Here is a 26,016-nt window from a genome sequence, read left to right on the forward strand (position 1 = left end):
CCTTGGGCGGTGCGGACGTGGTCGGGCCAGAGCGGCAGCTGGTCGGCCGACGCGACCGGTGGCCCGGATGGCCGTCGGCTCGCGTCGATCCCCATTCTGCGGCTCACACCGGGAGATAACACGCCGTCCCCGCACCGGTGGAGCTCTCACTGACGAGCTGCCCGCCACCACACGCATCACGATGTCCCTTTCGCAGGCGCGAGCAGACGATCCTGCAGTGTGCGGGTCGATGTTCCTCTCCACAGAGCTGGACAGGATCTCGCCGCCAGAGGTCCGGTGCTGGAGGGCTGAGTAGAACGACGCGACGCCGAGGAAGGTCGGCGAGTGCAGAGCCTATTCCCGAACAGCCGGGATTGCCGGCGTTGCGCCACTTGAAACGCGGGGTAGGTGTTTCGGGGCAGTTCGGTCAAGTAAGGGGGAGCTGTCCGGCTCGATGCGGCGCCCACGATCACCTGTATGTCTCCCAACGACTTTGTATGCGCGGCTGAGGACGAAGCTCAGGCCGTCGTACGTTCCGCGGCCAGTGCGTGGCACGGCTCGCGTGGCAGCGAGCGCTTGGACATCCCGCTGTCAGTGATGTCGGCGGTCAACCTCATCCGGCCACTGGGCTGTGCCCCCGGTGAGTTCGGCAACCGGACCACCAGACTGTCCACCTATTCCGCGATTGGCTGGCTCGCAGAAGTCTGGGCCCGATTCCTTCGACTCCGTCCGGACCTCGTACCCGCGGCCTATCCAGTTGCTGCCTGGCTCTTGGGCCAGGAACGGCGTGCCGCTGAAGCCGATCTCGGTGGTGCGCACGCGATCTTGTGCCGAGTGGTGCCGAAGGTGGTGCAGTGGACCGCGATCTCTGGAGGTGTGGGCGAGCTGGACTTGCTCGGTGAGCTGTGGCAAGCCCCGGCCGTAGGGCAACCCCTGGAAGCACGAGCCCAGTTCTGCACCCCGCGCGATGTGGCCGCGGTCGGCAGTGCTCTGCTCGGCGAGGTCCCTAAGTTCGGATCCACCGTCCGCGGCACCTGTGTGGGCACCGGTGGCCTGTTCCTTAGCCTCACGTGGCGGATGCGGGCGGGCGAAGCCGACGTGGCCTCGGTCACCAGGATTGGCTCGGGCGTTGACGAGTTGGTGATCACCCCGGCCGTGGTGAACGCACACCGCTGGGGCTTGGGCGGCAACGTCATCCTCAGCGCGGTTGACGTGCTGCCCGGCTGCCCGGACCACCACGGAATCGTCCATCGTGAGCACGCCATCACCGTGGCACGCACGGTGCAGGCGACCGCAACGGCGCGGAACCTGCTGACGGCAGGAGCAACGCCGTGATGCCGCCGGTCCCCGACCTGGCGAGCTATGACTGGATCGTCGTCTCCACCAGCGGGGGCAAGGACTCGCAGGCGATGATCATCGACCTGGTGCACCGTGCTCGCCGGGAGGGTGTGGACCTCGCACGGTTCGTGGTGGTCCACGCCGACCTCGGCCGCATGGAGTGGCCCGGTACCGCCGAGTTGGCCCGCGAGCACGCGCGGGCCTACGGTCTGCGGTTCGAAACCGTTGCGCACCAGCAGGATCTGCTCGACCTCGTCCGGAAGCGGCACGCCAGCCTCCTGAAGGCAGGTCGACTCGATGTCAGTCCTTGGCCGTCCCGGAGGGCGCGCTACTGCACTTCCGGCCTGAAGTCCGGACCGGTCGTCAGGCTCATGACCGAGCTCGTCCGGGAAAGCCGCGCGGCTGGACTGAACCGACGGGTCCGGCTGCTCCACTGCCTCGGACTCCGCGCTGAGGAGTCACCGGCCAGGGCCCGGCGGGTGCCGTTCGGGCCGGACCCGGCGAACTGGCGGCTCCCGCCGAAGAAGGCCACCGCCACGACCAGCGGTAGAGCAGGTCTGCCGCACGGCCTCCGCCAGGTGGATCGGTGGCTGCCGATTCATGGCTGGTCGCACGCCGAGGTCTGGGACACGATCCGCCGCAGCGGCCTGCCCCATCACCCGGCCTACGACCTCGGACTGCCACGGGCCAGTTGTGTGCTGTGCGTGCTGGCTGGACGCCGCTGGCTGGTGATCGGCGCCCGGTGTGACCCCGCGTTGGCGATGGCCTACTACCGCGTGGAGCTGGAAACCGGTTGGCCGTTCCGCCCGGATGTGTCGATCGCTGAGGTCATGGCCGAGGCCGGAATGACGCACGAAGTCGCGCTGGTTCGCGCGGAGTTCCCATGAGCCCCGCCCAGCAGACACAGCCGACGGTGGGGGATCTGGTCCGGGTCCACCTCGGAGCACCAGAGGGAAGCTGGTTGTGGCGGCCGGAGTTCGCCAACGTGCCGCTGTGCGTTTCCTACCAGCGCCTGGCCCGCCACAAGACCCTGCACCGTGCCAGTGGGCCGTGGATGCTCGATTCCGGCGCCTACACCGAGGTCGGCAGGTTCGGCGGTTGGCGAACCACCCCTGAGCAGTATGCCGAGGCCGTGCACCGTTACGTCGAGGAGGTCGGCGGCCTGGCCTGGGCCGCGCCGCAGTCGTGGATGTGCGAGCGGGAGGTGCTGGTCAAGACCGGGCTCACCATCGAGGACCACGTGCGGGCCACCGTGGCATCGGTGCTGCGGCTGCGAGAACTTCTGGCCGGCGTGGCCCTGGTGGCGCCGGAGATCCAGGGCTGGACCGTGACCCAGCGCAGAAGATGCTGGGACTACTACGAAGCCGAGGGAATCCACCTGGCCGACGAGCCCATCGTGGGGCTCGGCTCGGTGTGCGGACTGCAACGGAGCATCCCCATCCAGCTCTTCGTCCGCGAGCTCGCCGAGGCTGGAATCCAATTGCACACCTTCGGTTTCAAGACGACGGCGCTCATCGAGGAGGCCCAGCACATTGCCAGCTCGGACTCGATGGCCTGGTCCAAGCAAGCCCTTCATTCGCCGCCGATGGCTGGGCACACCCATCGGCACTGCGTCTCGTGCCCGGCGTACGCCCTGCGCTGGTACGACGATTTGATCCACCATCCGGTTCGGACAGAGCCTACTGCGGCCGTTCGATGACATCGCGAGGCGACGACCGATCCGGCACGATCATCTCCTGGCACACGAATGCGCTTGGAACCACTTGCCGCAGTTGGTCGCCTCACGTTGATTAGCCAGCGTCTCCTGTGCTGCAAGGGTTCCATCGCATCGGGTAGGTCGATAGTCCCGCGGGGTCGAGACCTGGGCGCGCGCAGTCTGGTTGTTCGGGCTGATCCTCGGCCGTGACGGCGCGTACTTGGGGAGTGGTTCGGCCAGGCGAGAGTGGGCTATCCATTTTCCGCGAGGCGCTGTCGAAGGTAGCCGACGTAGTCGGCGCGGATCACCCGCCTGCAGCGTGGACGCTTGCCCTTGTTGATGTCCCGAACGTAGCGGGCCAGGTGATCGGGGTTCTTGCCGGCCCACCCGTTGGCCAGCGCCCAACCCTGCATAGCCGTGCCGTCCATTGGGACTCCGGCGTCATGCAGGGCGAGCAGAGTGCTCACGACCTGGTCCTTCTCAAACCCGGCCGCGATGGTGTTGTTGTGGTTCAGGGCGAGGCCCTTCAACGCCTCGAGGACGACGGGGTCGAGTTCAGGGGTCAGGTTCTCCCACGCTGAGCCATCTCCGAGGACCGTTGGTCGCATGGCCGACACCCACGGCCGGATCGCGTCCTCGTTCCAGGAGATGACGCACAGTGCCCGGACGCGGTGCCCACTCCGCTGCACCAGTTGACCGATGTCGTCCATGTCCGCCCACGCCATCAGCACCGGGCCGCTTCCACTCAGGTACGCGCCACCCCTGCCGGTCACGTGCTCGACATCGCGGTAGCGCGCTACGAACTGCTCCAGCTGTGGGCAGTTCCGCAGGTTGGACTTCAAGCTCGTCCAGACAGTCAGGACGTCGCCCGGTTCCCAGTGCTCGAGGCACCACTTGACGGCGGCGGCGAGGCCGTCGTCGTCGTAACTGGCCACAGCGGTCGGATAGTCCACATGACGATCGAACATCCCTGTTCTCCCTGCCCTCGTGCCGTGACCTGACACCGTAAGCGTTACCCCCGACAACGCTGAGCTGCGCCTCGCCGGCACCGAGCCGCACGGCGGGGCGGCCGCCGTGCCATCTACCGGGCCGGTCGGGCAAGACCAGGTTCGTCTCCGCTAGGTCTCTACGGTCTGGAGCAGCGGGTTGCCGCGCTGGACGCGGAGCTGGACTAGGTCGATGGGGCATCACCGGAGCTTCCGTGCTGGTGCCAAGGTCATCGCCTCCGGCACCAGCACAGCCAAGATCGTTGTCAGCTTGCTGCCAGAGGAGGTCACGTTCGGTGACGCGTTCTCCGAGCACGTCACCACAACCGCCGCGGGCCATACGTTTAGCTAGGAACGCGCCAAACTGCGGTGCGCCGCTTCTCGAGGTGCTCGACGTATTCCGCTGCGGTAGAACAGGTTCTGGCGCGCCTGAACGTTGTCCCCGCGCGGCACCATGTCTACCAGGGGGTTGTTTGTGGGTGTCTCATCCGCTGAGACACGCATCCGCACACTTGGACTTCAGCTGCCGGGCACTGGAACCAGGCGGATGATCGCGATCTCGGTCAGGTGGTCGCGGATCACCGAGGTCGGCGAGTCCTTGGGGAATGGCCACATGTTCACCCCGCCCGGCCTGACGTTGCCGAGGTAGGTGGCCAGCACAGTGGCGGCACGGTCGTCTTCGAGGAGTTCTGCCCGGTACGTCACGTCCGGATCCTGTTCGATTCGGCATACCCCGACAGCGAGCAGGTTGGCCGTCCAGTCCCTGCTCCTGCTGGGCGAGCAGACGTAGCGCTCACCATCCAGCTGGGTCACCGCCATGGGCACCTGGCGGGGTTCACCCGTCTTGCGGCCGGGCATGTGCAGGATCCGGAGTACGTGCTTTCCCTCGACGTACGGCTGAACCTCACTGCCGCGGATCTTCTCGATCATCATCGCGTTGCGTTCGCGAGGGCTCAGCTCGGTGGCGGAGTGGTCGGCCATCGGATCTCCGTTCTGGTTATCGGCTAGGCAGAGCTTGGGCCACGGCGAGCAGTTGCCGGGCGTCGTCATCAAGGCCATTGCGCTCGGGCAGCGCTACGGCGACCGCTGAAGACGTGACGGGAAGGGCTTGCGCCTGCGCGGCGAGGGCGGCGTGCAGCTGCGCGGCCAGGCCGGTGGGCGTCAGTTGCCGACCGGTGGGGTGTTGTTCCTGGAGGTGAGCCAGGTAGGGGCTGATTCGCACCATGCCGTCGCGGATCTCGATGACCCGGCGGTAGTAGCGTCGGTGCATGTAGCGGAAGTCCAACACATCCCGCCACCAACTTGGCGCCGCACGGCTCAAGGCATCCTGCGGATAGGCCTCGTGGAAGAGTGTCCACAGTGGACGAAGCTGGTGATAGATCCACCAGTGGCGCAACCAGTTGCCGAGCGCGGCCATGCGGGTGACCAGACCGGAGTAGCTGACGCCGATGAGCAGCACGGCGATGCCGGCGACGACCATGTCGACGCCCAGTGCGGTGATCTGCGGTGGCACAGCGCCGCCGGAGAACTGGATGACCACCAGTACGGCCCGCAGGGTGCACGCGATGATCAGAATGCCGAGTCCGGTCCCGACGATCTGCAAACCGTGGCACAGCCGCCGGTTGGTGTCCTGGCGGGCGATGAAGTAGTAGCGCACCGCCCAGTAGAACGCCGCCGTGTAGGAGACGATGACGTAGGTCAACTGGGTGAGGAAGAACGTTGCCGCCCAAGGGTGGCGGGCATTGGAGGCAAGCAGGACCTCCGCGCGGACCTCGGCCGGCACGGCGAAAGTCGAGACTGCCAGCAGCGTGGCGGTCAGCGCCAGCGGAACACTCAGCCAGAGCAGTCGGCGGCGCGCCTGGGCCTTCGCCTTGCTGGTGGCGATCAGGAAGAAGGCCACCAGAAAGAACGCCAGGCCGAGCACGAAGAGGTTTTGCACCAGCTTGCCGACACCCGGTGCGGACCAGCTGTCCACCCAGTCCCGCAGCGCGGGCCGGGTCAGGTTGGACTGCAACACGAAGCACGCCAAGCAGCCCACGACCGCCCACAACGTCCACCGGTGCGGTGCCCGGACGAGCTGGTACAGCTTGAAGAACAGGGCGCCGTAGAGCACTGTGGCGGTTATCGGATGGGAAAGCATCACGACCAGCCCAGCTGGTCACCAAGGCCCTCGTCCAGCTGCCGCAGTCGCCAGTCACTGGCTCGCGCCGAGGCGACGCTGGCCTTGGAGGACCACTCCAGGATGATGGTGGCAACCAGTTCGGCTTGCTGCTCCTGCTCGGTGTCGTAGTGGCTGCGGCGTAACGCCCGCTGGATCATGTCCGGGTCGAGTTCGGGCATCATCGCGCGGAGGTAGTCCGGGTCGTTGTCGTCGGACCGGTGGTTGTGCAGGATGTGGCCGATTTCGTGCAGGATGATGTGGTCCTGGTGTGGTCGGCTCGTCTGGGACTGGTAGATGACGTAATCGGCCTCATCGGAGGCGATCCACAGGCCGTAGGGACCGGGCACTCGGAGCGGGAACGGCATCAGCCGGATCTCGCGGCCGCGTCGACGCCCCAGCGCATCGCAGAGTGCGTCGATGTTCAGCGGAGGGTGCACGTCGAGCTCGTTGAGCTCGGCCCGGAGCCATCGGCGAAGTTTGGCCTCCTTCACTTGCGGCCCTCCTCGCTGCCCTCGCGTTTCATGTGTTCCACCTGGTAGATGAGGTTCAGCAGGTCGACTAGTTGACGGCGGCCCGCCGGTGACAGCTCCGCGGCGCGGGCGGCCATCCATCGCGCCTCGGGATTGGCCGCGATCTGGTTCAGCCGGGCCTCCTGCTCGGCGCGCAGGATCTCCAGTTGGCTGTCGATCCGCGCGCTGACCTCGTCGTTGGTGAAGTAGTCCACGTTCACGCCGAAGAACTTCGCGAGCCCCTGGATGTGCTCCAGGGTCGGGTTGCTCTTCTTCCCCTTGCGAAGCTGCCAGATGTAGGAGCTGGAGATCGGCACGCCTGCCTTGGTCAGCTGTTGTGCGACGAACTCATTGCTGTACTCCTTGCCGTTGCTGTCCAGCGACTTCACCGTGCTGAACAGGTGGTTCAGTTTAAGCGCCAACGCACCCGGCTGATCTTCGGACATCTGCTCCACCTCCGGCATCGTGCCGTCCAGTCACACTCTCGCACTCGTCCACTGCTGTGTATAGCCGAATCGGGTGATCTCGTGACGTCAGTCCGAACCAGATCCTTCGGTAGGAGTCCTGCTCAAGTCTGACTCTGCGCCCGAGCGGGTGCGTGTGTCGGTCGATGACTGTTGCCGCTCATGGCTGCGTTGACCGTGTGGGTGACCAGCGGGGTCTCGTGCGCCTAGTTCGCGATCGCGAAAGCTCGTAGGTGAAGGTTGAGGGATCTGGCAAATTGCCATACCCTGCCGAATCACCGGTTGAACTGATGTCAAGATGACGTTCACAAAGATCATATATGTCAGTGGAAGATCGATTGATGGAGGCGGGTGAGAGGTCGACGTCGGCGGGCTTGCTAGGCGGGGACCGGCGGTCTGGGTTGCGTCTTGGGCCGCCCCCTTCTTGATTTCGCGTGGCGCTGTCCATTGTGGACTGATCGAGTTCTTCCTTGCTGGTTGTCTCGGTGTCTCTTCGGATCCACCACAAGATCGCATGTCTGCTGCGCCACCCACTGCGCGGCTGGCCAAACTCGACGAGGAGCGAAACGTGGACGAGAAGGACTGGCAGAGTATGGCCGCCGCGGCCAGGGCGATGTCAGGCGTCTGGGTGCCCGCCGTGCTGTTCGCGCTGTCCCGGTCCAACGGTCCACTCCGGTTCAAGCAGCTGGTGGAACAGGTCCGGAGTGCCGACCCTGAGCACGGCGCTCCACCAGACGGCCGAGCCTTGTACAACAGCACCCTGGTGCAGACCTTGCAGATCATGGAGCGCGACGGCTTGGTGAAGCGCGAGGAGCGGGTGCGCACAATTCCCCGCGTCGTCACCTACGAGCTGACCGAGAGCGCGAGAAAGCTGATCGCTGTCATGGGCACGGTGCGCGACTGGAGAGGACTCAAGCAGGAGGACAGTCCTGCCGGACGCGTCGAGTGGAAGTCGTGGCGGTGACGCCGTGAGGCAGGGCAAGGCCGATCCGATCGCGTCGTCGCCGCACTTCAGGCCATCCGACGAGCTACCGCGCATACTGTCACGCTCAACGTATGGCGGCCGACGCGCCCACGACGATCTCGCCTTCGTCCACCCGGTGCGGTGGGCAGCGGCGCACGGCCACTCGGCGCTGGGCAGTCAATGTCTTTCAGGCACCGATCAGCTGGTCATGGATGTGGTCGTCGAGGGCCAGCACGAACGGCTCGGACCGCCATGGCCGGAGCGCCGCCCGCACATGTCGGACTCGCAGCGCGGCCACCCGGCCACCGGTCCTGGCTGCGATGTCCACGGAGTCGTGCAGCAGTTCGGCGCATGCCGCCGGTTCGCCCAGGCGCAACCGCGCGAGGGACAGGTCTGCGGTGACGATGCCGCGTTGCACGGCATCTCGTGGTTGGGTCAGTCGGGCGAGCGAGCTGGTCAACCGCTCGTGCGCATGGCCCGCGTCTCCGGCGTGCAGGGCGCACAGCCCGTCGAAGCCGTTGAGACGGTCGGCGTTGAACCCGTGGGCCGGTACCTCCACTTGAGGCTGACCGATCGTGGTCCAGGCGCGTTCCAGCGCCGCCTTGGCGGCGTCGCCGTGCCCGGCGCGAGCACAGAGTTCTGCATGCACCGCGTGGGCGCGAGCACGAACGGCGACGCTCGTGCTCGCGTGAGCGTCGGCCACCGCGGCCCTGGCGATCTCGCCGGCCGCCTTGACATCGCCGGTGGCGTACAACGTCACCATGGTGTAGCTGGTGCCCACCTCGGCCCGGTGCCGGCGATCGTCATGCTCGCCTGCCGTGCCGGTGGCGTCCTCGTACAGGCGTATCGCCGCATCATCATCACGGGTCTCAAAGGCCAGTCGGGCGGCCAGTGCGAACGATGTGGCCGCCACGGTCCGCAACTCGTTCCCGGCCGCGACCGAAGGCCCCGCGTGGAGCAGGTGACGACACGCCTGCACCACCGGCGCTAACAGCACCTGCAGCCGACCAAAGGGCACCACGCCGATCTGGCCATTGATCCCCGCCACCTCATCGGCCAGTCGGCGGCACAATTGACCGTCGAGGAGTTGGGGATGGCGCAGTGCGGCGCCGACTTGCGCATGTGTCGCGGGGGACAACAGCGTCAGCGGGTCAGTGCCTTCGAGGGAAATACTGGTGGAGACCAGCTCGACGAGCGTGGCGATGCGCGCTTCGGGCACGCCGAACGCGCGTAGTGCGTCCAGCAGGATGTGCAGGTCCGAGCTGAGTCCGAGCGCCACCTGCCCAGCTGGGGTACGGGCGTAGAGGTGCGCGAGCAGGAACTGGTACCGGTCTCCCGGGCCGGTGCTAGCGGTGGCGGACTCCCAGCGGGCAATGGCCCTCAGCACGCTGGACCGCTGACGGAGCGCGATCGCCGTTACGCCGAGTTGCGCGCCGGTGTCGCACAGGGCGCGGGCCAGTTCGGACCAAGACCAGCCGCGGGACTCGCGCAGTTGCCGAAGCAGCGTCGCCCCGAGAGCCCGACTTGTTCGTGTCACGATCAGCAGTACACCATCCGCGTCGGCTCAGACCGGCACGACGAGGTGTGGTGTCCCCCTTTCGGCGGCGTAGTTCAGCGTGTACCAGGTACCGCTGGCCGGGTGGTTCCTGCGCGGGAACCCGACGACCAGGCTGCTGCGGTCAACCATCCAGCGGTTCCTGGCGTGGTAGGCGTCCGTGCCGAGCGTCGCCGCTCTGAGTTCGACGACCTCGGTGAGCCGGTCTCGGCTCTGCCACCTGGCCACGACTTGGCGGGCGTCGGTGGGCTGGTCGACGAGGCGGCAGGGTACTGCGACGGTCAGGGCTGCGCCGGTGTGCTGCGCCAGCCAGTCCAGCGCGAGTGTGTCGACACCAGTGGCCCCGCCCAGGTAGAAGTGGCTGCCTGGAACCGCGAACGGGCCCAGGTACGCCTCGAAGCGGCGGCCGAGTTCGGCGACGGGCAAGTCCGCGACGGCGCGGGGACCGGTGATGGTCACGAACTGGATCATGCTCGACAGTCTGCCCGCGGATGTCATCGAATGTCATCTGTCGCCAGCCCGTGCGGCGAGTTTCCATGGACGAAGCCGGTCACGGTGTTGCGCACGTCCTCCCTGATGGTGCCGCCGCGGCCGGCGCGATAGCAGTCGGCGACGACCGGGACGGCCACGATGATGAGAACTTGCCCAAAGTCAAGCCACCGTGCGACGAATCGGGTGCCATGAAGACGCGCACCCTTGGCCTGATCGAGTCAACTAACACCTGCGGCGAGCGTCCACTGTGGACGATTCGTCGCGCGTGCGGCCGGCTGTCGATCGGGCAGTGTCCAGGGTGTCAGTGATGAACTACTTGCCAGGTGGGCATTTCGCAGTGTGTGACCACTGCCAGAACACCGGAAAGCGGAGTTTGCTCGGGCGCCACGCTTCCGGGCTCACCACGTTCGACCGTTCGGTGTGCCCGGACGAATCCTGCCCGCACCGTGAGCGGTACCTGCGGCAGCTCGCGTACCTGAAGACGGCCGGGCTGGTGTGCCCAGCGTCAGGGCCTGCCGAGAAGTGCGACAACCGGAAGGTGAGCTGACCATGATCACCGGTCTGCGTCTGCTGGCAGGGATCTCGCGGCCGGAGTGCCCGTGACGAGTCCGCTCAACTCCGCTCCGCTACTGGACCTGTGCGCGGCGCTGCGCACGTTGCGCGAGGACCGGGAGCTGACCTTGCGCGATGTCGCCGAGGCGACCGGGTTCTCGATCACCAAGGTGCAGCGGATGGAGACCGGCCGCCGAGGGCTGAATCCCCAGGACGTGGCTGCGCTACTGACGCTCTACGAGGTGTCGGCGGTTCAGCGTTACCGTCTGCTCGCGGTGCTCGCCGAGGTTAGACAACCCGGCTGGTGGACGGCCCCCAACGTCCGGATTCCTGCGGACTGGCGGCAGGCGATCGCGTTGGAGCACGAGGCCGCCGCTATCCGGGACTACGACCACGGCGTCATCCCGCCGCTGCTGCAGACCGGCGGGTACGCCGGCGCGCTGCTCCGTCCGCTGCATCCCGAACTTGACGAGAACGCGGTGTCGCACCTGGTTTCCGCCAGGGTGATCCACCAGACGATCATCACTGGTGCCGCGGCGCCGAGTGTGCACTGCCTGATCGAGGAGAGTGCGCTGCTCAGGCCGGTCGGTGGGCCGGATGTGTTCGCTCAGCAGTTGCGGGCGCTGATCGACATCCGCTGGCGGCCCAATGTGGTGGTCCGGGTGGTGCCGCTGGATGCCGGTGCTCATCCGGGGTTGCGGGGTTCGTTCACCCTGCTGGAGTTCGGCCGCGTGCCGCCGATGGTGCGGGTGGCTGGTGGGTCGAGGTTCGTCCGGGACAAGCCGGTGGTGCGGCAGGCGTGTTCGGACTGGGCTGCGGTTGAGCAGGTCGCGTTGTCGTCGGAGGAGACGGCCGCCCTCTTGGCGAGTCGGTTGACGGCGGTGCAGGCTGAGGTGGGGAGGGTGGATCTGAGCCTCGTGCTGTAGACGGCGGGGCAGGACTGGATCCTGATACTTCCCGTTGCTCAACATCCCATCTAGTCTGTCTAGACAGAGACGGGTGGTGGTTGACATGGCGGGGCATTGGCAGCTGCAGGACGCGAAGCAGCGCTTCAGCGAGTTGATCAGGTTGGTAAAGGCGGAGGGGCCGCAGATCGTGACCCGGAGTGGAGAGGAGGTCGCCGTGGTCATCGACATCGCCGAGTACCGGCGGCTGCGCGGGGACGGCCGCGACTTCAAGGACTTCCTGCGTTCGGCGCCCGAGCTGGACGCGTTGGAGATCACCCGGTCGGCGGCGCCGGCCAGGGTTGTCGATCTGGGAGATGACGGTTGAGTTTCCTTCTCGACACCAACATCGTGTCGGAGATCCGCAAGAAGAACCCGAACCGCGGGGTCGCCGAGTGGTTCGACTCGGTCTCGGCCAGCGAGCTGTTCGTGAGCGTGCTGGTGGTGGGGGAGATCCGGCAGGGCATCGAGCGGCTGGCGCGGCGCGACTCGGCGCAGGCGGCGGTGTTCGAGCAGTGGCTGGGCCGGTTGCTGGAGGTCTACGGCGACCGGATCGTGCCGGTGACCGCGGAGGTGGCCGAGGCCTGGGGTCGGCTCAACGTGCCGGATCCGGTGCCGGTGGTCGACGGGTTGATGGCGGCGACCGCGCTGGTGCGTGGGTGGACGCTGGTCACCCGCAACCGCGCCGACGTCGCCGCCACGGGCGTCCGGCTGTTGGACCCGTTCACCGGTGCGGTGTGACCTGACCGGCGGGGGCCACGGTCGGCGGTGGCTGACCGACTCGGAATGGCGTGACCTTCGCTGAGCAGCGGGTGCGGGAACGAGCTGTCGGCTGGCATGTCGGATCGCTGGGAACGGTGATCCGCGCCAGTGCGCCGGACCCCTTGGAGAAGCTGGCCGTGACGGGCCTGCTGCTGCTCGCCGACCACACGTTCGCCACGGAGAGCAGCCTGCGCGGCAAGCGGCGGTTGCACGAGGCGGCACGGCGGTGTGGTGCCGGGCCGTCACAACGCCCACGGTCAACCGCCTGTGGACCGCTTGGTCTCGCCTGGCAGGAAAGTCCTCCGGGGGAGCTGATCGCCTTGCGTGCCAGTGAATCGCCAAGGCTGACCGGCGTGCTGCTGCGTCACCTGGACGCCGTGCACGCCGAGCTCTTCCCGTACGCGGCGTTGCGCTGGAACCAGCGGTGCTGGGACGGGCTCGCGTGGCACTGGGCGCGCGCCGGGCCGATGGGGGCCGCGGCGGTGTTGAGGTTCGCCCGGGACTGCTGGTGACCGCGGCGAACCGGGAGCGGGGTGTGGCCGGGTCCGCGTTGCTGGTGCGCGGACCCGGCCAAGATGTGCGTCACAGGCTGTGAATCGGGCCGTTCGGGTCGTAGTCAGGCAGGCGCATCGGACCCTGCCACATGCCCGCCAGCACGGTGCGGATGTCGCTGGCCTGGAACTCCTCGATCGGCTGCCCGTGCAAGGTCGCCGGGGTGATGCCGAGCAGGTCCGCCTTCTTCGGCTGAGGTTCCAGATGCAGCCGGATCCGGCCCTGGCCACGAAAAACCGACAGCGCGGCGGCCAGGCGCTTGTGGTCGAGCACGATCCGGCGGTTCAGCGGCGCGGACATCTGCGCCGGGTATTCGCCGGAGTAGACCTCAGCGGCCGGGCCCTCGGCGGCGGCCTCGACCGTCACGTGCGCCTGCAGCAGTTGCTTGCCGTGGCGGTGGTAGAAGTCCAGCACCGCGCGGGGGCGGCGCAGCGCGCCGGTGGACTCGCGGCAGATCTGGCTGATCAGCCCGTGCTCGCCGTCGACCTCGACGCTGACGGTGGTGTCGCTGGCCAGGCAGGTGCGCAGGTAGTGGATGGTTTTGGTGGTGCCCTCGTCGGTGACCTCGGTCAGCGGGAGCACGAACTCATACGGGTAGGCGCGCAGCAGGAGGCATTGCCGGGCAACGGAGTTCGACAGCATCGTGCGGATCTCCATGGCCCCTGAGGTGGCGGTGACGACCTTGCCGATGCGGGCCACGGCCCGGCCGAGCAGGACGCCGAGGGATTCGTTGACCTGCCCGGCGGCCTCAGGTGGCTCATCGAGGGGGAAGTCCACCGCGGTGGCCTCGTAGTCGCTGATCCAGGCCTCCAGTCGCATCTGGGTGTCCTCCAGGGTGAGCCACACCGTGCGGGGCCGGTTGCTGACGAGCTCGTCGTGCTGGCGTACCTGCCCGGCGAGGTTGGTCACCAGTTCCGGGGTCAGCGCGACAGTGAAGACGGGGTCGCCGGGGGCCGGGATGACGGTGCGCAGCGCGTTGTCCTCGGTGACGGTCAACGCCGCGGCCCGGCGAACCCTGATCGTGCGGCCACTGGCCGAGGAGAACACCACCTTGGCGTAGCCGGCCCCGGGGTCGGCGGTCATCTCCACCTCCGCGGCCTTCTCCGGGCGTTTGGTGAGCAGGTCGGCCAGCGGCAGCGTGGCGATCCAGGCCTGCCCCGGCTCCAGCACCTCGGCGCCCACCGCGACCTGGGCGAGCAAGTACGGTTCCCGTTCGGCGGCCCGCAGGATGAGCCGGTTGTCGTCGGCGGCGACGCAGACGAAACCACCACGCGCCGGGCATTGCGGTTCCGGGATGGTGCGTCCGGCCATCATCTCCATGTCCCCGATGCAACTGGCCAGCTGGATCGCTTGCACCGAGGTCAGCCTCACCTTCATCGGTCTCTCCTTGGCGGTCGAGCCGCCCGGCGCCCGCCCGAGGCCGACGCGCGTGGCGGCGAACTTCGAGCGGACTGACGTGCACTGCCTGGCGACGCCGATGACGTCGCCGAGCCGTTCAAGTAACGCCGCACGTGCCCCGCGGGGGGAGCTGGCTGCGCTGTGCGGTGGAACAGGATGACGCGCGGACCGTCCCTCACCGTGAGGGCGCGGCCATGCCGGAAGGGAATCCGTGACAGTTCAAGACGTGTACCTGTTGACCTTGCACGAGCCCTACGAGTCCCCGGAACACCCGGTGTCGATCAACGCCACGATCGTGCAAGCCCAGACGTTGCTGCACCCGAGGGTGCCGCAGCCCGACGGCGGCCGGATGTACCGGTGCCTGACCGAGTTCCCCGGCCGTACACCCGGCTGTGTCGTGCCGCTGTCCACGCTGACCTTCGAACTCGACGGCGGGCGGTTGTGGCCGCAGGTCGGCGACTGGGAGCGGGTCGTCGACGCGGTGGTGCGCCTCGCCCGGCACCGCGGCTGCGACGCGATGCGACTGGGCCTGCCGCGAATCGCGGCGGTCCTCGTCGGTGGCGGCCCGACTACCGTGCACCAGTTGCAGCACCCGAACGGATCCTGCTTCCAGATCGGACCGGTCGAGCGGCAGCAGCACCTGGAGGAGCTGGCCGGGCACGTTCGCCGCTTCGCCGCGGAGCGCCCCTTCTGGCCGGGAATCAACCTCGTGCCCCCGCCGAGCGAACCGCGCTTGATGCCCTACCAGCCCTACAGCGGGTAGCCGGCCAGGAGAATCGCAGCCGCAGTTGCCCGTCGAACCGTGCCGCGGTCCGATGACCCGCCACCGTGCCCGTCAGCAGCAGGTCTTGGCACAATCGGCCAGAGGTGCATGCGGCGTTGGCCGCCGAACCGGGGATCGCTACGGCGCCCAGCTCACGCTGCGCCCATTCTTGGCCGCGCTGGCCTCAACCACACGGCCACCCCGGTGCCGCGACGTTATCTCCCAGGCCATGCCTGCCGCACGCGGAGTCGAGCACTGGGTGCGCGCCGAGTTGGTGCGCGCCCGGTGCGACTTCGGCCTGACCCAGACGGCCTTGGCGCGGCGTAGCGGGCTCAGCCGCTGCACCATCCGCCTGGCCGAACAGACGGCGGCGGGGTGGCAGCCGACCCTCGGCACCGTGGCGGCCCTGATCCGCGCACTAGAACTGCCGGAACCGGTAGCCAGTGCCCTGATCGCCGGTGCCCGCCCGGCGCAGGGCCAGCTCGCGCGGACTCGGCGTGCGGCCGGAAGAACCCAGACCGAGCTGGCCGCCGCGCTGGGGATCGCGCAGAGCACCTACCACCGGTACGAGACCGGACAGCGTCCGATGCCGCCGTGGGTGCGGGAGGCGTTGGCCGAGTTGCTCAGGGTGGACCTGAAGGGGGGAGCGGACCGGGGTCGCCCGCAGTGCACAGTCCGGAAACCAGGCGTACTGGGGAAGGAGTGCTGATGATGGGCAGGGGGTCGCGGCGGCCGCCGCGGTCGGATGCGCATGTGTGGGTGGCCAGCCTGCTGCTGGGCGCGTGGGTTGCTCGCGCCGCTTGCGGCTCCGACCACCGCCCGCTGGATCTAGATCCTGAGGACTGGCAACAGGATGGCCACGACCGCCGGGCGCAACTGGCTCGCAAGGTGTGCCGGAGTTGTCCGGTTCGCGTGGCCTGTCTGAGCCATGCCATGACCGCGGGGGAGCGGGCCGGCATCTGGGGTGGGCTGGATCCGGAACAGCGCAAGCGAGCCCGTGCCCGTCGTCGCCGTCCTCGACGGCCCTGAACCGTCCCAGCCATCCTCGAGCGAAGGAGCACGCATGTCGTTGATCAAGCCACGTCGCGCACTGCTCATCGACCTGGACAACATCACCTACCAGGACGGCAGCCGGGTGAGTGCTGCCTGCCTGCGGGGCCGCTTGGAAGCCGTGCTCGCCCGCACTGGTCCGGTCGATCACGTGCTGGCTGCGGGGCCGCCGTCCACAGTGGCGCGGTACCTGGCCGAGCTGGTCGAACTGCGGGTCCCGGTGGTGACGTCGACGTCGCGGTCGCGCAAGGCCGACACCGTGCTGATCGAGCGGGCCGAGCACCTGATCAGCACCGGCTACACCGAGATCGTGCTGGCCAGCGCCTGCGGCCGCTTCAGTGTCCTCTGTGGACGAGCTGGGGTGTCGGTGACGATCGTGTGCGTCGCCGCTGACGCCGTTGCCCGGGAACTGCGCGCGGGCGCCACCGAGGTCCTCGCCGTGTGCTGATCCCGGGCTTCCGGAGAAGGGCAGGTGCCGTATGGCTGATCGGCGGCGGACGCCGGTGCTGCTGTTGCGCGTGGACGCGCCGCGAGCTACCTGGCTCGCGCACCGGCGCGAGGGGATCGGTGGCTCCGACGCGCTCGCCGTGCTCGGGCTGCACGAGTCCGTCAGCGCCTACGAGGTGTGGGCGGACAAGCTGAACCTGTTGCCAGGGAAGAAGGAAACGATGCCCATGACGATTGGCAAGCTGCTCGAGCCGGTGCTCGCCCGCTACTTCACTACCACCACCGGCGTCACCGTCCGGCGCGCCGGGATGTACGCCCACGCCGAGCACCGCTGGATGCGCTACAACCCCGACCGGCTCACCGGTGACGGCGGCCTCCTGGAGATCAAGACGACCTCGGCGCTGCACGCCGAGGACTGGGCCGAAGGCCGGATCCCCGCGGCGGCAGAGGCCCAGACCCGCCATGGCATGGCGGTGCTCAATCGCGGCCACGCCTGGATCCTGGCCCTGATCGGCGGTCAGCGGCCGGTGCTACGCCGGATCGACCGGGACCCGGTGCTGGAGGCCAACATGATCGCCGTGGAGCGGTCCTTCTGGCACGAGCACGTGCTCGCCCGGTGTCCACCGCACCCGGACGGCTCCCGCTCCTGCACCCGCACGCTCACCGAGCTCTACCGCAACGCCGAACCCGGCACGAGCGCGCAACTCGACGAGAACGACCTGAGCGTCCTCGAGGAGCTGGCCAGCCTCAAACGGCGCGCCAAGCACACGCAGAAGTCCATCACCGAGCTGGAGAACTGGCTCAAACACCGCCTCGGCTACGCCGAGACCGGAACCTTGCGCGGCAAACCCCTCGTGCACTGGCGGCAACACCACCGAGCTGGGTACCAGGTGCCCGCCGCGACCTACCGGAAACTGCACATTCTCTGGAAGGAACCGGAATGACCGAGACACACCAGGACTTCGGCGACAAGGTCGCCCAGGTGGCCGCGAACCTGCCGGATCCGGCCCACCCCGCTGCGGACCCGCAGCGGGAGCTGACTCCTGCCGAGCTGGCGGACTGGCTGTGGTCCAAGGAAGAACAGTTCGCCTTGGCCTCCAACGAGATCTTCGCCAGGCACCTGGTTCAGGACGCCATCAACGCCCTGCGCACCGTGCGCAACCTGGCCAAGGCCGAGCCGTTCTCCTTGCTGGGCGCGGTGATGACCTGCGCGCAACTACGGCTGCGCCCGGTCAACGGGCGGGTGTTCATCCTGCCCTTTTGGGACTTCACCGCCGAACGGCACCGCGCCACCATCATCGTCGGCTACCGCGGACTGATCGACCTGGCCTTCCGCTCCGGCTTCATCCGCACCATGACCGCCCGCCCGGTTCACGAAGGGGAGACCTTCGACCCCGACTACGGCTCGGGCATCGTGGTGCACAAGCCGGTCCTGCGCGGCCTGCCGGGCCCGGTCTACGGCTACTACGCGGCAGTGGAGTACCTCACCGGCGGCCGCTACCCCCTCTACATGACCCGGGAACAGGTCGAGGCCCACCGCGACCGGCACGCCCTGGCCCGCGATGAGTACAACCAGCCGATCGGGCCGTGGCGCACCGACTTCGACGCCATGGCCCGCAAGACCCCGCTGCGCAAGCTGCTCCGCGACGTCCCCGCCGACTCCACCACCCAGCCGCTGGCCACCGCGCTGGACGTCGACGGCACGCTGCGCATCGACGCCAGCCCCGATGTCGACCCCGTCACCGCCGCCCACCGTCTCATCCCCGCCGAACCGCAGCCCGCGACCGAGCAGAACACCGCCCAGGAGCCAGCTTCCGACCGCTGAGCAACCGCCGCGTTACCTCCCCGCGCGCCCACCGTCCAGGCGAGCCCGGCTCCGGCACGGGCACGGGCACGGAGGTAGCGCATGCTCAACGACACCATGATCATCGTGATCGGCGAGTTGACCGCCGACCCCGAACTGCGCACGACGAACGAAGGCGCACCGGTCTGCAACTTCACCGTCAAAGCACCCAGGCGCCGCCGCGACCGGGACACCGGCGCCTGGGTGGCCAGTGTGCCGCTGATGTTGCGGTGCACGGTCTGGCGGGAACAGGCGGAGAACCTCACCGCCTCCCTCCGCGCGGGTGACCGGCTGCTGGTCTACGGCCGCCTGCGGCCACGCACCATCACCGCCCAGGACGGCAGCAGCCGCACCGCGCTGGAACTGGAAGTCAGCGAGTGCGGACCCTCGTTGCTGCGAGCGACCGCGGAGCCCGAGCCCACGGTGGACAACAAGGAGGAAACCGCGTGAGCTTCCGGCCGGTCAAGGTGTGGCTGATCCAGTGCGACGGCCTGCCGTCCGAACCCCCGTGCGCCGAGCTGTTCCACTGCTACGACATCGACGGGCAACCGTGCCGCGTGCTGCTGGATCTGCCCCACCTGTCCGCCGCCCAGGCTCGCGTGGTCGAGCAGGCGGGCTGGATGCGCCTGCCCAACGGCGGCCACCGCTGTCCCGGACATGTCCTCGTCACAGAGCTGGCCATCGAGTCCGCCCTGGGCGAGGACCGGTTCGACGACGGCACACCATGACGAGGGCGGGCGGGCGGGGGAGCGGAGCGGGCAGCGACAGCCTTGACGCTGAAGCCATGACTGCACAGTCGAACGACACCTCGGCCACCACTGACGATCAGGTCGGCGTCCACGACCTCGCTGCACGCCTCGTCCGCGCCTGGCACTCCGCCGGTGCCAGCGACCGCCTCGACATCCCGCTGTCGGTGGCAGCGGCCTTGATGCTGATCCGCCCGCGGGGCACCGTCACCGAGCTGCGCGAGCACCTGCGCGGTCTCCGTCCCGGCACGGAGACCCACCGCTGGCTCCGGGTCGTCTGGCGGCGGTTCGCCCGTGGCCGCCTGGACCTGCTCCCCGCCGTGCACCCCGTGCTGCCCTGGCTGTGGGATCGCCACAACCCGCAACTCGGCACCCACCTGCACGGGGCACACGCGATGATCCAGGCCGCCGCTGCCGGCGACTTCCTCGACTGGTCCTGCGACCCGCACCGGTCTGCCAGAGCCGACCTGCTCGGCTCGTTCTGGGCTCAGCTGCACACCAGGGGCGCGGACGCGGCGACTGGCCGGTTCTTCACCCCGGCCTGCACGGCTGACCTCCTGGTCGCCGTCAGCTTTCCTCAAGTGCACGCGGGGATGGCCGTGCACGACGTCACGGTCGGCACCGGTGGGCTGTTTCGAGCTGTGGCGCAACGGATGCGCGCCCGCGGGTTCGATCCGGCTACCGCGATCTGGATCGGCTTCGACATCGACCGCCTGGCCATCGCCGCCTGCGCGGTCAACGCGCACCTGTGGGGCTTGGGCCCCAACGTGATCCTCGGTGTGGGCGACGTGCTGGCGGAGGACGTGCTCGAGAAGGCGCTGGGCGAGCGCCGCGTGGTGTTGCGCGTGCACGACGCGGTCCTGCTGGGCGAGCAACTCCGATCTGCTGCGGTGCGGCTTGGTGTTGCGGCCAGGCCGGGACGAGCGGCACCATGATCAACCTGTCCTGGTGGATCCAGTGCAAGGACGAGGTAAGACGGGCGCCAGCAGATTTCCGTCCCCGGACTCGCTGCGGTCGAATGCGCCCTGACCAGCGCGAACGTGCTTCGTGCAGGCCGTCGTCAACATGTCGCACATGTTCCGCGCGGAAGGTGAATAGCCACCTTGAACTGGACATATGACTTGCGCAGGTGATCATGGGGCCCTCTGTGGGCCGTCGCGGTGATCGATGGCGCCATGTCTGGGTAAACCGCCCGTGCCGGAGACGCTGCGCAGGCAACAGTACTCCGCAATTCGGCGTGCCTTCAGTTCAACTCTGCCAAGGCTGAGGCTGACTTCGGCTTGGCGACGAACTCGGGAATCGAGTCACCGGCCGGTCACCGTTGGTCGCCAAGACCGCATCGATCCGTGACCGTTGCGCCCGTGCCAGGTTGACTGCGCAAGATGCGGCAACCGGCACAGGGGCAGCTCGGGTCAACTGGCGAGGATCGGGTCAGTGCCGACTTCGGTGATCTCGGTTGGGGGCGTGGGAAGGCCCCCGAGTCTGACGTGGGCACTGACCTCTTCCTGCTGGCCCGTGACAATCGGCTCTTTGACGTTGGCTTGGTGGTCGGGGCGCAGGTCAAGACCGGGCGGTCCTTCTTCCGCGCACCGGAGTCGGACAAGGACGGAGCGGTGGTCGGTTGGTGGTACCTGGATGGCAGGCGGAAGCACATCGACTACTGGCTCGGCCACGCGCTACCGCATCTGCTCGTGCTGCACGATCCGGATACGAAGATCTCCTACTGGGTGCACGTCACACCGGAGGCTGTCGTACCGACTCGAGTGGGTCATCGAACCGCCAAGGGCGCGAAGATCCTCGTCCCGAAGGCCAACACCGTCAGCGTGGAGTGCCGCGATGCGCTGTTGGCTGTCGCGGCGACGTTGCGGCCGCCGTCGCCGTGGGAGGGCAGCGCGTGGACCGGGGCACGCGATCTTGCCCCGGCTGATCAGCTACGCCATGCCCTGGTCGTGCCCAGGCTCGTCGCGCCTCATCGCAACACCGGTGTGTCTCGGCCAATCACGGCGGCTCAGATGGTCGCGCTGCTGACGGAATTGCGGCTGCACGACGTCGAGCGGTTCGCAGAAGCGCACGAGGAGGTCCCCGACCCGGACACTGCGGGCCAAGTCGAGGATTGGACGTGGCGGTTCGCCGGTGCCTTCACGCACCGGATCCGCACAGGTTCGGCAGACCAGTTGCTCGGCTTGGTCGAGGATGCTCCGGACCCTCCCAGCAGGTCCGCAGCGGCCGTCGCGGCCGCGGCCGCTCTACTTGAGCAGACCCGGGCCCGTGAAGCCCGGCAGCTGCTGGACGACGTCCTGGCCCGCGACGACAACCTGCCGGTGGACCACGCCTGGCTCCGGGTCCAGCACGCACGAGCCTGCATCGAACTGGGTGACCTGCATGGCGCCCGCAGTTCCGCTGTGGAAGCCCAGCAGGCCCGGCTGACCAATGCCGACGATCCGACCGCCACGGCCATCGCCGGTGTCGCGGCGATACTGCTGTTCCGGACGGCCGACCTGCGAACCGGTGATGTGGGCCAGGCTGTGTCCGGCATGGACACGCTCGCCTTCTGGTGGCGCTACCAGCGCATCGCCACGGGGGCGATTTCAGTGATCGAGCGCGAGTTCTCCGAATGGGCGGTCGAAGGGCCGCGCCGGGTCGCGCTCATCGACACCGATCCCGGCGACGGACGTCTGGTCGGCGCGTGTCTGCTGGCCAGCCATGCCGGAGACCAGCCAGGATGGCGCGCGCTGCAAAGCCTGTACCACCGGCAGGAACTGCTGAGGACCGACCGCGGCACCGACCCGGCGGAGGTGTGCGACCTGCTCTGCGGCCTGTGGCTGAGCGGGGACCATAAGGCCGTCGAGTCGGCGGTACTTCGGTTCGTCAGCGACGGTCCCGCGATCGCGGTCCGCAGCGTGGCGGCGTTGATCGACTTCGGGCGGCTCACATCGACGACCACCATGGCGACCCTAACGCTGCTGCGCCTGGCAGGTGACCTCCTCGACCAGGGAACGGCCAACCGTGCTCTCCGGTGGCTGCTGAGCAACCTGAACGCACCGACGAGTACCGCAGACAGCAGGTATCCACGGCGTCCACCTGAACGGGAGTTCGTCCGAGCGATCAGCAGCGTGCTTCAGGCTGCTTCCTCGGGCGAGCAGAAAGCTGTTGTGCAGGGGTTCGTCGTACGGGAACAACCACCCGACCTCGGACTGGCTGAAGCCTGGCGCGATGCGATCTCCCGGTTGCCCGCCTCAGCCTGGGCGGATCAACCTGCCGAGCTGATCCGCACCATCGCCGCTGGACAGCCCAACGCACTTCGGTTGCTCCTGTTGCGGATCGCTGCCATCGAGCTGGGGGACGCCACGGCACATGATCTCCTGTTCGGCGAGATCGGCACCAACCCCGTTGGGGTGCTGATGGCCGCTGGCCGGTTCAGGGCTCTGCCAGATGCGGCAGCGAGTGAACTCGTTGACGGCTTGGAGAGCCGCGTGCGTGATGAGATCGAGAATGCCAGGGCGGGTTCGCACGGGTTCGGCGGGGCCGACCTCGGTGAACTGCTCACCAAGGCAAACCTGGTCTACCCGGAACACGCCCGGTGGGACACGGTTCTCGAGCTGCTGGCGGAGGATCGAGTGCTCTCCAGCAAGAAGTCCGGAGTCTGTGCCGTACTCAGCTGGGCTGTCGATGAACTCGACGGGCCAGTACGCGAGTGCCTCGCCGAAATCATCCCGGGCGTACTCGCCCAGCCCACGTGGTTCGACGACCAGCTCACCGGGCAGCCCTCAGCCCATGGCGCGGCGGCGCAGCTGGCCGCGAGCTTGAGCGAAGACAGAGCCGAGATCGAGCGCCTGCTCGGGGACCTGCTGGCCGGTGGCCGAGACCAACAGGTGTGGGCAGCGCACCTTGTCCTCACGCTCGGCGCGCCGACAGCCGCAGGCATGCTCGCCGTGTTGTCGCGTGCTGCCCACCCCGCGATCCGGGCATCGGCCGCTGCGGGACTCGCCCGGGTGGTCGCCGCCACCGGTGACCACCTTGCTCAAGTAGCGCTTCACCAATGCCTGCGCGACACCGGGACCAAGGTCCCCAAAGCCATTCTCGACGGATTGTCCGGAGTGGACAGAGCCGCCCTGCCTGTGGACGTGCTCACGGAACTGAGCAGCCACTGCTCGGCGAGGGTCCGCTCAGAGGCTATGCGGCTCTTGGGCAACTTGTCCTGAGAAAGGCGCACGGAGTGCGTCGATCGGCCGGGTGACCGTTCAGCAGGGCTGATGTCCAGCGAGTGCCCTCGTGCGATGCGGCGAAGGCACCCGCCCTTCCCCGGGGCCGCTTCACTGTCGTCGACGTGCCCTGGCTCCTACGCCACGAAGAAGAGCCGACCTTGACCACACCGGGACGCAGGTGCCCCTGCGTCAAGGTTCACCGAAGGCGCGGTCAGCGCGTTCGGGCGCTGACCGAAGACGACTGGCCCGCTGAGCGTCGCAGCTGAGCCGAGGGCATCGCCACCGGCTACGCCACTGCCGAGACCAAGGCCCCGTGCCGGGAGGAGGCGGACCGCAAGTGACTGCCTGGGTCCCGTTGGGGGCCGAGATGGACGGACGAGTCGCCGGGTGGCGCTGACTGCGGTGTCGGCCCGTGAGTGCTACCGGGTGTGGCAGAAAGATCCCTCTACGCGGGTGAGAACTTCCGCGGCCGGGGGCGGGCAAGGCCCTGATCCGCTGGCAGGTCACCGACGACGAGGATGAGGCCGGGTTCTGTACGCAACTGCACATGTTCTCGTCAAGACCGGAAATCGGGCCGCGGGTGTGGGCAGGTGACAGGAGATTGTCCACCTCGACTAGGACCGGCCAGCTCGGACCGCGACCAGATCGATACTCGTTCAGCTGAAACGCAGCACCGTGCCTGGCAGACACGAGGGGCATGAGAAGACCCGTGTTGTGGATCCTAGCCGTGGTGGTCTGCCTCCTCGCGGGAGCCGTTGTCGTGGTCGTGTGGCCCGCGGAGGATGCACCCGGCACCGTGCCGTACTCGGCGACGGTCGGAGCGGACGGTGTGTCGCTGGAGGCCGAGGGCGTCACGGTGCGCGGACCAGCCGGCGTGGCACCCGCGGGCACCAAACTCACCTTGAGCAAGGCGGCCACCCCTGCCCAGGACACCACCGGACTGGCCGTCCCCTCCGGCCCGGGAGCCACCCTCCATCTGGACGGCCGCCAACCGGCTGCACCTCTGACGGTCAGCCTCCCGGTAACCGGCGAACAGCCACCGGAGTCAGCGCCGGTGGTGCTCACCCGGCCCTCCGGTGCCACCAGCACCACGCTGCTCCCGGCCACCCACGACCTCCAGCGGCGCACCATCACCGCGCAGGTGAGCCACCTCAGCGACTTCTGGGCCGCCTTCGCCCCGTTCAACCGGATGGTCGACACCGTGGGCAAGTTCGCGACCGACTCCTTGGGCATCACCAGCCCGCGGCCGGACTGCACCGGCGCGCCGGCCAAGGCATCCGACGGCACCACCGTTGACCTGGGCGGCGGGGACTACTCCGCGGGTGCCACGCCGGTGGTCTGGCCGTGCGTGCGCATCGAGGGCCAGACCGCCGTCGTCACCCTCACCGCCAACACCCCACTGCCCTGGCGCGTTTCCCCACACCCGGACGCCAAGCTCGACCCGCCTGGCACGCTGGAGGTGTCCAAGGCGATCGTGTTGTCCGCCTACCGCACCCTGGTGACCAAACATCCCTACCGCGACGGGTTGCTCGTACCGAGCGGCTCGGTGACCTACCGGTTCCCACTGTCCGCCCTGCCGGGCAAGATCACCGGCGAGGTCGACCCGATCACCCACCTCGGACTGACCTTAGTGTTCGGCATCGATATGCTGCTCAAGGCATTCGGCCTTGATACCCAGGGACTGGCGGACAAGGCCGAGGTGATCGGGTGTGTCGGTGCCGCCGCGGAAGCCGCCTCCACCGGCACACAGCCGGTGGAGAGCATCGTGAAGATGATCCGGTCCGCATTCTCCTGCGTGGGCGTGGTCACCAAGGCGCTTGGCGGTGAGCTCGGGGTTCGTGCCGAGCTGGTCCTGGCCCTGCTCGGCGGGGCGGTCGGACTGCTCGCCGGTGCGTTGCAGGGCATCGTGGCCACCGTGCTCAACATCGATAAGTTCACCGTCACCGTCGACCGCTCCGCTCCCGCGACCAAGGTCGTCAATGTCGTCGCGGCCCGCTCGGGCAAACCGGCCGCGGGCTTCACGGTTGACGGGGGCAGCAACGTCATCGACGGTTGCGAACCCGCCAGGGCGGGCACCCACCCGGACATCGTCTCCTGCGGTTCGACGGCCCAGGGAGCGGATGTCTGCTGGCTCGCTCCCGACCGGACGGGTTTGCTGTGCGCCTCGGATCCGTGGCACAAGACGTTGCGGAGCTTCACCGTCGCCGCACCGGTGGTTCGGCAGACCCGTGCAGGTGCGGGAGAGCCGTGGGCGCTGGTGCTCGCCGATGGTTCCCGCTGCCGTCTCCGCAATGGCGGGTCCTGGCCGGGCCGCGCCGATGACTACCGCGGCGCCTACTCGTGCACCGGCGCTACCGAGTTCGTGCTCACCAAGTACGGCGCCCAGCACGTTGACCGCTCCCGCCCGGCCTGGACCGTGTTGGTGGGCGACCTGGGCACCGACCAGCAGCGGTTCCCGCCGCCGAAGAAGATGGCTGTCACCACCGCCTACTTCGCCGCACCGTGACTCGGTCCGCAGCCGCCGGCAGTCCGGAATGGACGTGCTCGGGTGGAGGGTTCCTGTGCGCGCGTTGTCGAGCATGGCGGTGACGGCGACGGCAAGGGTTCGTG

Annotated in this window: 27 protein-coding genes; 19 read left to right on the top strand and 8 right to left on the bottom strand. The window is 68.2% G+C overall.

The genetic code is table 11. The annotated features are described in order from the left end of the window. Positions 1-456: 456 nt before the first annotated feature. From N8J89_RS16205 to N8J89_RS16215, 3 genes are read left to right on the top strand one after another with little or no spacing between them, the layout of a single operon-like run. Positions 457-1,314, top strand: coding sequence for a hypothetical protein (locus tag N8J89_RS16205; protein WP_283665174.1), 858 nt, complete (start codon positions 457-459; stop codon positions 1,312-1,314). Continuing rightward, complete coding sequence (locus N8J89_RS16210; protein ID WP_283666183.1) at positions 1,314-2,204, top strand: phosphoadenosine phosphosulfate reductase domain-containing protein; 891 nt, start codon at positions 1,314-1,316, stop codon at positions 2,202-2,204. Before N8J89_RS16205 ends, N8J89_RS16210 begins: the two co-directional genes overlap by 1 nt. Next, complete coding sequence (locus N8J89_RS16215; RefSeq protein ID WP_283665175.1) at positions 2,201-3,016, top strand: deazapurine DNA modification protein DpdA family protein; 816 nt, start codon at positions 2,201-2,203, stop codon at positions 3,014-3,016. Before N8J89_RS16210 ends, N8J89_RS16215 begins: the two co-directional genes overlap by 4 nt. 248 nt (positions 3,017-3,264) lie before the next feature. Here the strand turns inward: N8J89_RS16215 and N8J89_RS16220 are convergent, their stop codons facing one another. The 5 genes from N8J89_RS16220 to N8J89_RS16240 all read right to left on the bottom strand — a co-directional run bounded on the left by N8J89_RS16220 (position 3,265) and on the right by N8J89_RS16240 (position 7,115). Continuing rightward, a complete protein-coding gene (locus N8J89_RS16220) occupies positions 3,265-3,981 on the bottom strand; it encodes a DUF1889 family protein (RefSeq protein WP_283665176.1) in 717 nt (238 codons plus the stop codon). Between the two features lie 537 nt (positions 3,982-4,518). Beyond that, on the bottom strand, positions 4,519-5,049 hold the full coding sequence (locus tag N8J89_RS16225; RefSeq protein WP_283665177.1) for a PNPOx family protein: 531 nt from the start codon (positions 5,047-5,049) through the stop codon (positions 4,519-4,521). Next, a complete protein-coding gene (locus tag N8J89_RS16230; protein ID WP_283665178.1) occupies positions 4,997-6,112 on the bottom strand; it encodes an MAB_1171c family putative transporter in 1,116 nt (371 codons plus the stop codon). The genes N8J89_RS16225 and N8J89_RS16230 overlap by 53 nt, the downstream gene beginning before the upstream one ends. 26 nt (positions 6,113-6,138) lie before the next feature. After that, entirely contained in the window at positions 6,139-6,651 is a 513-nt protein-coding gene (locus N8J89_RS16235; protein ID WP_283665179.1) for a CUE domain-containing protein, read from the bottom strand. Then, positions 6,648-7,115, bottom strand: a complete 468-nt coding sequence (locus N8J89_RS16240; RefSeq protein WP_283665180.1) for an XRE family transcriptional regulator — start codon at positions 7,113-7,115, stop codon at positions 6,648-6,650. Before N8J89_RS16240 ends, N8J89_RS16235 begins: the two co-directional genes overlap by 4 nt. A 586-nt stretch (positions 7,116-7,701) precedes the next feature. Here N8J89_RS16240 and N8J89_RS16245 point away from each other — a divergent pair. Beyond that, a complete protein-coding gene (locus N8J89_RS16245; RefSeq protein WP_283665181.1) occupies positions 7,702-8,097 on the top strand; it encodes a winged helix-turn-helix transcriptional regulator in 396 nt (131 codons plus the stop codon). Between the two features lie 187 nt (positions 8,098-8,284). Here the strand turns inward: N8J89_RS16245 and N8J89_RS16250 are convergent, their stop codons facing one another. After that, positions 8,285-9,634, bottom strand: coding sequence for an NsdA family TPR-like regulatory protein (locus tag N8J89_RS16250; RefSeq protein ID WP_283665182.1), 1,350 nt, complete (start codon positions 9,632-9,634; stop codon positions 8,285-8,287). 27 nt (positions 9,635-9,661) lie between these two features. Continuing rightward, the gene (locus N8J89_RS16255) at positions 9,662-10,123 is read right to left on the bottom strand and encodes a hypothetical protein (protein ID WP_283665183.1); all 462 of its coding nucleotides are present in this window, start codon (positions 10,121-10,123) and stop codon (positions 9,662-9,664) included. 620 nt (positions 10,124-10,743) lie between these two features. Here N8J89_RS16255 and N8J89_RS16260 point away from each other — a divergent pair. The 4 genes from N8J89_RS16260 to N8J89_RS16275 all read left to right on the top strand — a co-directional run bounded on the left by N8J89_RS16260 (position 10,744) and on the right by N8J89_RS16275 (position 12,914). After that, positions 10,744-11,622 carry a helix-turn-helix domain-containing protein gene (locus N8J89_RS16260; protein ID WP_283665184.1) on the top strand — a complete coding sequence of 293 codons (879 nt, stop codon included), beginning with the start codon at positions 10,744-10,746 and terminating at the stop codon, positions 11,620-11,622. Positions 11,623-11,695: 73 nt separating this feature from the next. Beyond that, positions 11,696-11,968 carry a type II toxin-antitoxin system Phd/YefM family antitoxin gene (locus N8J89_RS16265; protein WP_283665185.1) on the top strand — a complete coding sequence of 91 codons (273 nt, stop codon included), beginning with the start codon at positions 11,696-11,698 and terminating at the stop codon, positions 11,966-11,968. Further along, the gene (locus N8J89_RS16270) at positions 11,965-12,381 is read left to right on the top strand and encodes a type II toxin-antitoxin system VapC family toxin (protein ID WP_283665186.1); all 417 of its coding nucleotides are present in this window, start codon (positions 11,965-11,967) and stop codon (positions 12,379-12,381) included. The genes N8J89_RS16265 and N8J89_RS16270 overlap by 4 nt, the downstream gene beginning before the upstream one ends. A gap of 50 nt (positions 12,382-12,431) precedes the next feature. After that, positions 12,432-12,914 carry a hypothetical protein gene (locus tag N8J89_RS16275; RefSeq protein ID WP_283665187.1) on the top strand — a complete coding sequence of 161 codons (483 nt, stop codon included), beginning with the start codon at positions 12,432-12,434 and terminating at the stop codon, positions 12,912-12,914. A 70-nt stretch (positions 12,915-12,984) separates the two neighbouring features. Here the strand turns inward: N8J89_RS16275 and N8J89_RS16280 are convergent, their stop codons facing one another. Beyond that, a complete protein-coding gene (locus N8J89_RS16280; RefSeq protein WP_283665188.1) occupies positions 12,985-14,331 on the bottom strand; it encodes a hypothetical protein in 1,347 nt (448 codons plus the stop codon). Between the two features lie 247 nt (positions 14,332-14,578). Between N8J89_RS16280 and N8J89_RS16285 the strand changes: the two genes are divergently transcribed. From N8J89_RS16285 to N8J89_RS16330, 11 genes are all read left to right on the top strand, one after another. After that, positions 14,579-15,115, top strand: coding sequence for a hypothetical protein (locus tag N8J89_RS16285; RefSeq protein ID WP_283665189.1), 537 nt, complete (start codon positions 14,579-14,581; stop codon positions 15,113-15,115). A 229-nt stretch (positions 15,116-15,344) separates the two neighbouring features. Then, complete coding sequence (locus N8J89_RS16290) at positions 15,345-15,824, top strand: helix-turn-helix domain-containing protein (RefSeq protein ID WP_283665190.1); 480 nt, start codon at positions 15,345-15,347, stop codon at positions 15,822-15,824. Positions 15,825-15,826: 2 nt separating this feature from the next. Continuing rightward, positions 15,827-16,144, top strand: a complete 318-nt coding sequence (locus N8J89_RS41910; protein WP_502868491.1) for a WhiB family transcriptional regulator — start codon at positions 15,827-15,829, stop codon at positions 16,142-16,144. Positions 16,145-16,178: 34 nt separating this feature from the next. Beyond that, positions 16,179-16,613 carry a hypothetical protein gene (locus N8J89_RS16295; protein WP_283665191.1) on the top strand — a complete coding sequence of 145 codons (435 nt, stop codon included), beginning with the start codon at positions 16,179-16,181 and terminating at the stop codon, positions 16,611-16,613. A 31-nt stretch (positions 16,614-16,644) separates the two neighbouring features. Then, the gene (locus N8J89_RS16300; RefSeq protein ID WP_283665192.1) at positions 16,645-17,556 is read left to right on the top strand and encodes a YqaJ viral recombinase family nuclease; all 912 of its coding nucleotides are present in this window, start codon (positions 16,645-16,647) and stop codon (positions 17,554-17,556) included. Next, a complete protein-coding gene (locus N8J89_RS16305; protein ID WP_283665193.1) occupies positions 17,553-18,437 on the top strand; it encodes a recombinase RecT in 885 nt (294 codons plus the stop codon). Before N8J89_RS16300 ends, N8J89_RS16305 begins: the two co-directional genes overlap by 4 nt. Before the next feature lie 81 nt (positions 18,438-18,518). After that, complete coding sequence (gene ssb, locus N8J89_RS16310; protein WP_283665194.1) at positions 18,519-18,905, top strand: single-stranded DNA-binding protein; 387 nt, start codon at positions 18,519-18,521, stop codon at positions 18,903-18,905. Next, positions 18,902-19,183, top strand: a complete 282-nt coding sequence (locus N8J89_RS16315; RefSeq protein ID WP_283665195.1) for a hypothetical protein — start codon at positions 18,902-18,904, stop codon at positions 19,181-19,183. The genes ssb and N8J89_RS16315 overlap by 4 nt, the downstream gene beginning before the upstream one ends. Positions 19,184-19,239: 56 nt before the next feature. After that, complete coding sequence (locus N8J89_RS16320; protein ID WP_283665196.1) at positions 19,240-20,136, top strand: N-6 DNA methylase; 897 nt, start codon at positions 19,240-19,242, stop codon at positions 20,134-20,136. Between the two features lie 447 nt (positions 20,137-20,583). Then, positions 20,584-23,403, top strand: a complete 2,820-nt coding sequence (locus N8J89_RS16325) for a DUF4365 domain-containing protein (RefSeq protein ID WP_283665197.1) — start codon at positions 20,584-20,586, stop codon at positions 23,401-23,403. A gap of 712 nt (positions 23,404-24,115) precedes the next feature. Continuing rightward, positions 24,116-25,912, top strand: a complete 1,797-nt coding sequence (locus N8J89_RS16330) for a hypothetical protein (RefSeq protein WP_283665198.1) — start codon at positions 24,116-24,118, stop codon at positions 25,910-25,912. The last annotated feature ends 104 nt before the right edge of the window (positions 25,913-26,016 follow it).

Source organism: Crossiella sp. CA-258035, assembly GCF_030064675.1.
Classification (GTDB): domain Bacteria; phylum Actinomycetota; class Actinomycetes; order Mycobacteriales; family Pseudonocardiaceae; genus Crossiella.

Bases quoted from the DNA above. Each gene is read 5' to 3' on its own strand.
- N8J89_RS16205 (WP_283665174.1), top strand. From the start codon at position 457: ATGTCTCCCAACGACTTTGTATGCGCGGCTGAGGACGAAGCTCAGGCC.
- N8J89_RS16210 (WP_283666183.1), top strand. From the start codon at position 1,314: ATGCCGCCGGTCCCCGACCTGGCGAGCTATGACTGGATCGTCGTCTCC.
- N8J89_RS16215 (WP_283665175.1), top strand. From the start codon at position 2,201: ATGAGCCCCGCCCAGCAGACACAGCCGACGGTGGGGGATCTGGTCCGG.
- N8J89_RS16220 (WP_283665176.1), bottom strand. From the start codon at position 3,981: ATGTTCGATCGTCATGTGGACTATCCGACCGCTGTGGCCAGTTACGAC.
- N8J89_RS16225 (WP_283665177.1), bottom strand. From the start codon at position 5,049: ATGACGACGCCCGGCAACTGCTCGCCGTGGCCCAAGCTCTGCCTAGCC.
- N8J89_RS16240 (WP_283665180.1), bottom strand. From the start codon at position 7,115: ATGTCCGAAGATCAGCCGGGTGCGTTGGCGCTTAAACTGAACCACCTG.
- N8J89_RS16255 (WP_283665183.1), bottom strand. From the start codon at position 10,123: ATGATCCAGTTCGTGACCATCACCGGTCCCCGCGCCGTCGCGGACTTG.
- N8J89_RS16280 (WP_283665188.1), bottom strand. From the start codon at position 14,331: ATGAAGGTGAGGCTGACCTCGGTGCAAGCGATCCAGCTGGCCAGTTGC.
- N8J89_RS16290 (WP_283665190.1), top strand. From the start codon at position 15,345: ATGCCTGCCGCACGCGGAGTCGAGCACTGGGTGCGCGCCGAGTTGGTG.
- N8J89_RS41910 (WP_502868491.1), top strand. From the start codon at position 15,827: ATGGGCAGGGGGTCGCGGCGGCCGCCGCGGTCGGATGCGCATGTGTGG.
- N8J89_RS16295 (WP_283665191.1), top strand. From the start codon at position 16,179: ATGTCGTTGATCAAGCCACGTCGCGCACTGCTCATCGACCTGGACAAC.
- N8J89_RS16300 (WP_283665192.1), top strand. From the start codon at position 16,645: ATGGCTGATCGGCGGCGGACGCCGGTGCTGCTGTTGCGCGTGGACGCG.
- N8J89_RS16305 (WP_283665193.1), top strand. From the start codon at position 17,553: ATGACCGAGACACACCAGGACTTCGGCGACAAGGTCGCCCAGGTGGCC.
- ssb (WP_283665194.1), top strand. From the start codon at position 18,519: ATGCTCAACGACACCATGATCATCGTGATCGGCGAGTTGACCGCCGAC.
- N8J89_RS16320 (WP_283665196.1), top strand. From the start codon at position 19,240: ATGACTGCACAGTCGAACGACACCTCGGCCACCACTGACGATCAGGTC.
- N8J89_RS16325 (WP_283665197.1), top strand. From the start codon at position 20,584: ATGCGGCAACCGGCACAGGGGCAGCTCGGGTCAACTGGCGAGGATCGG.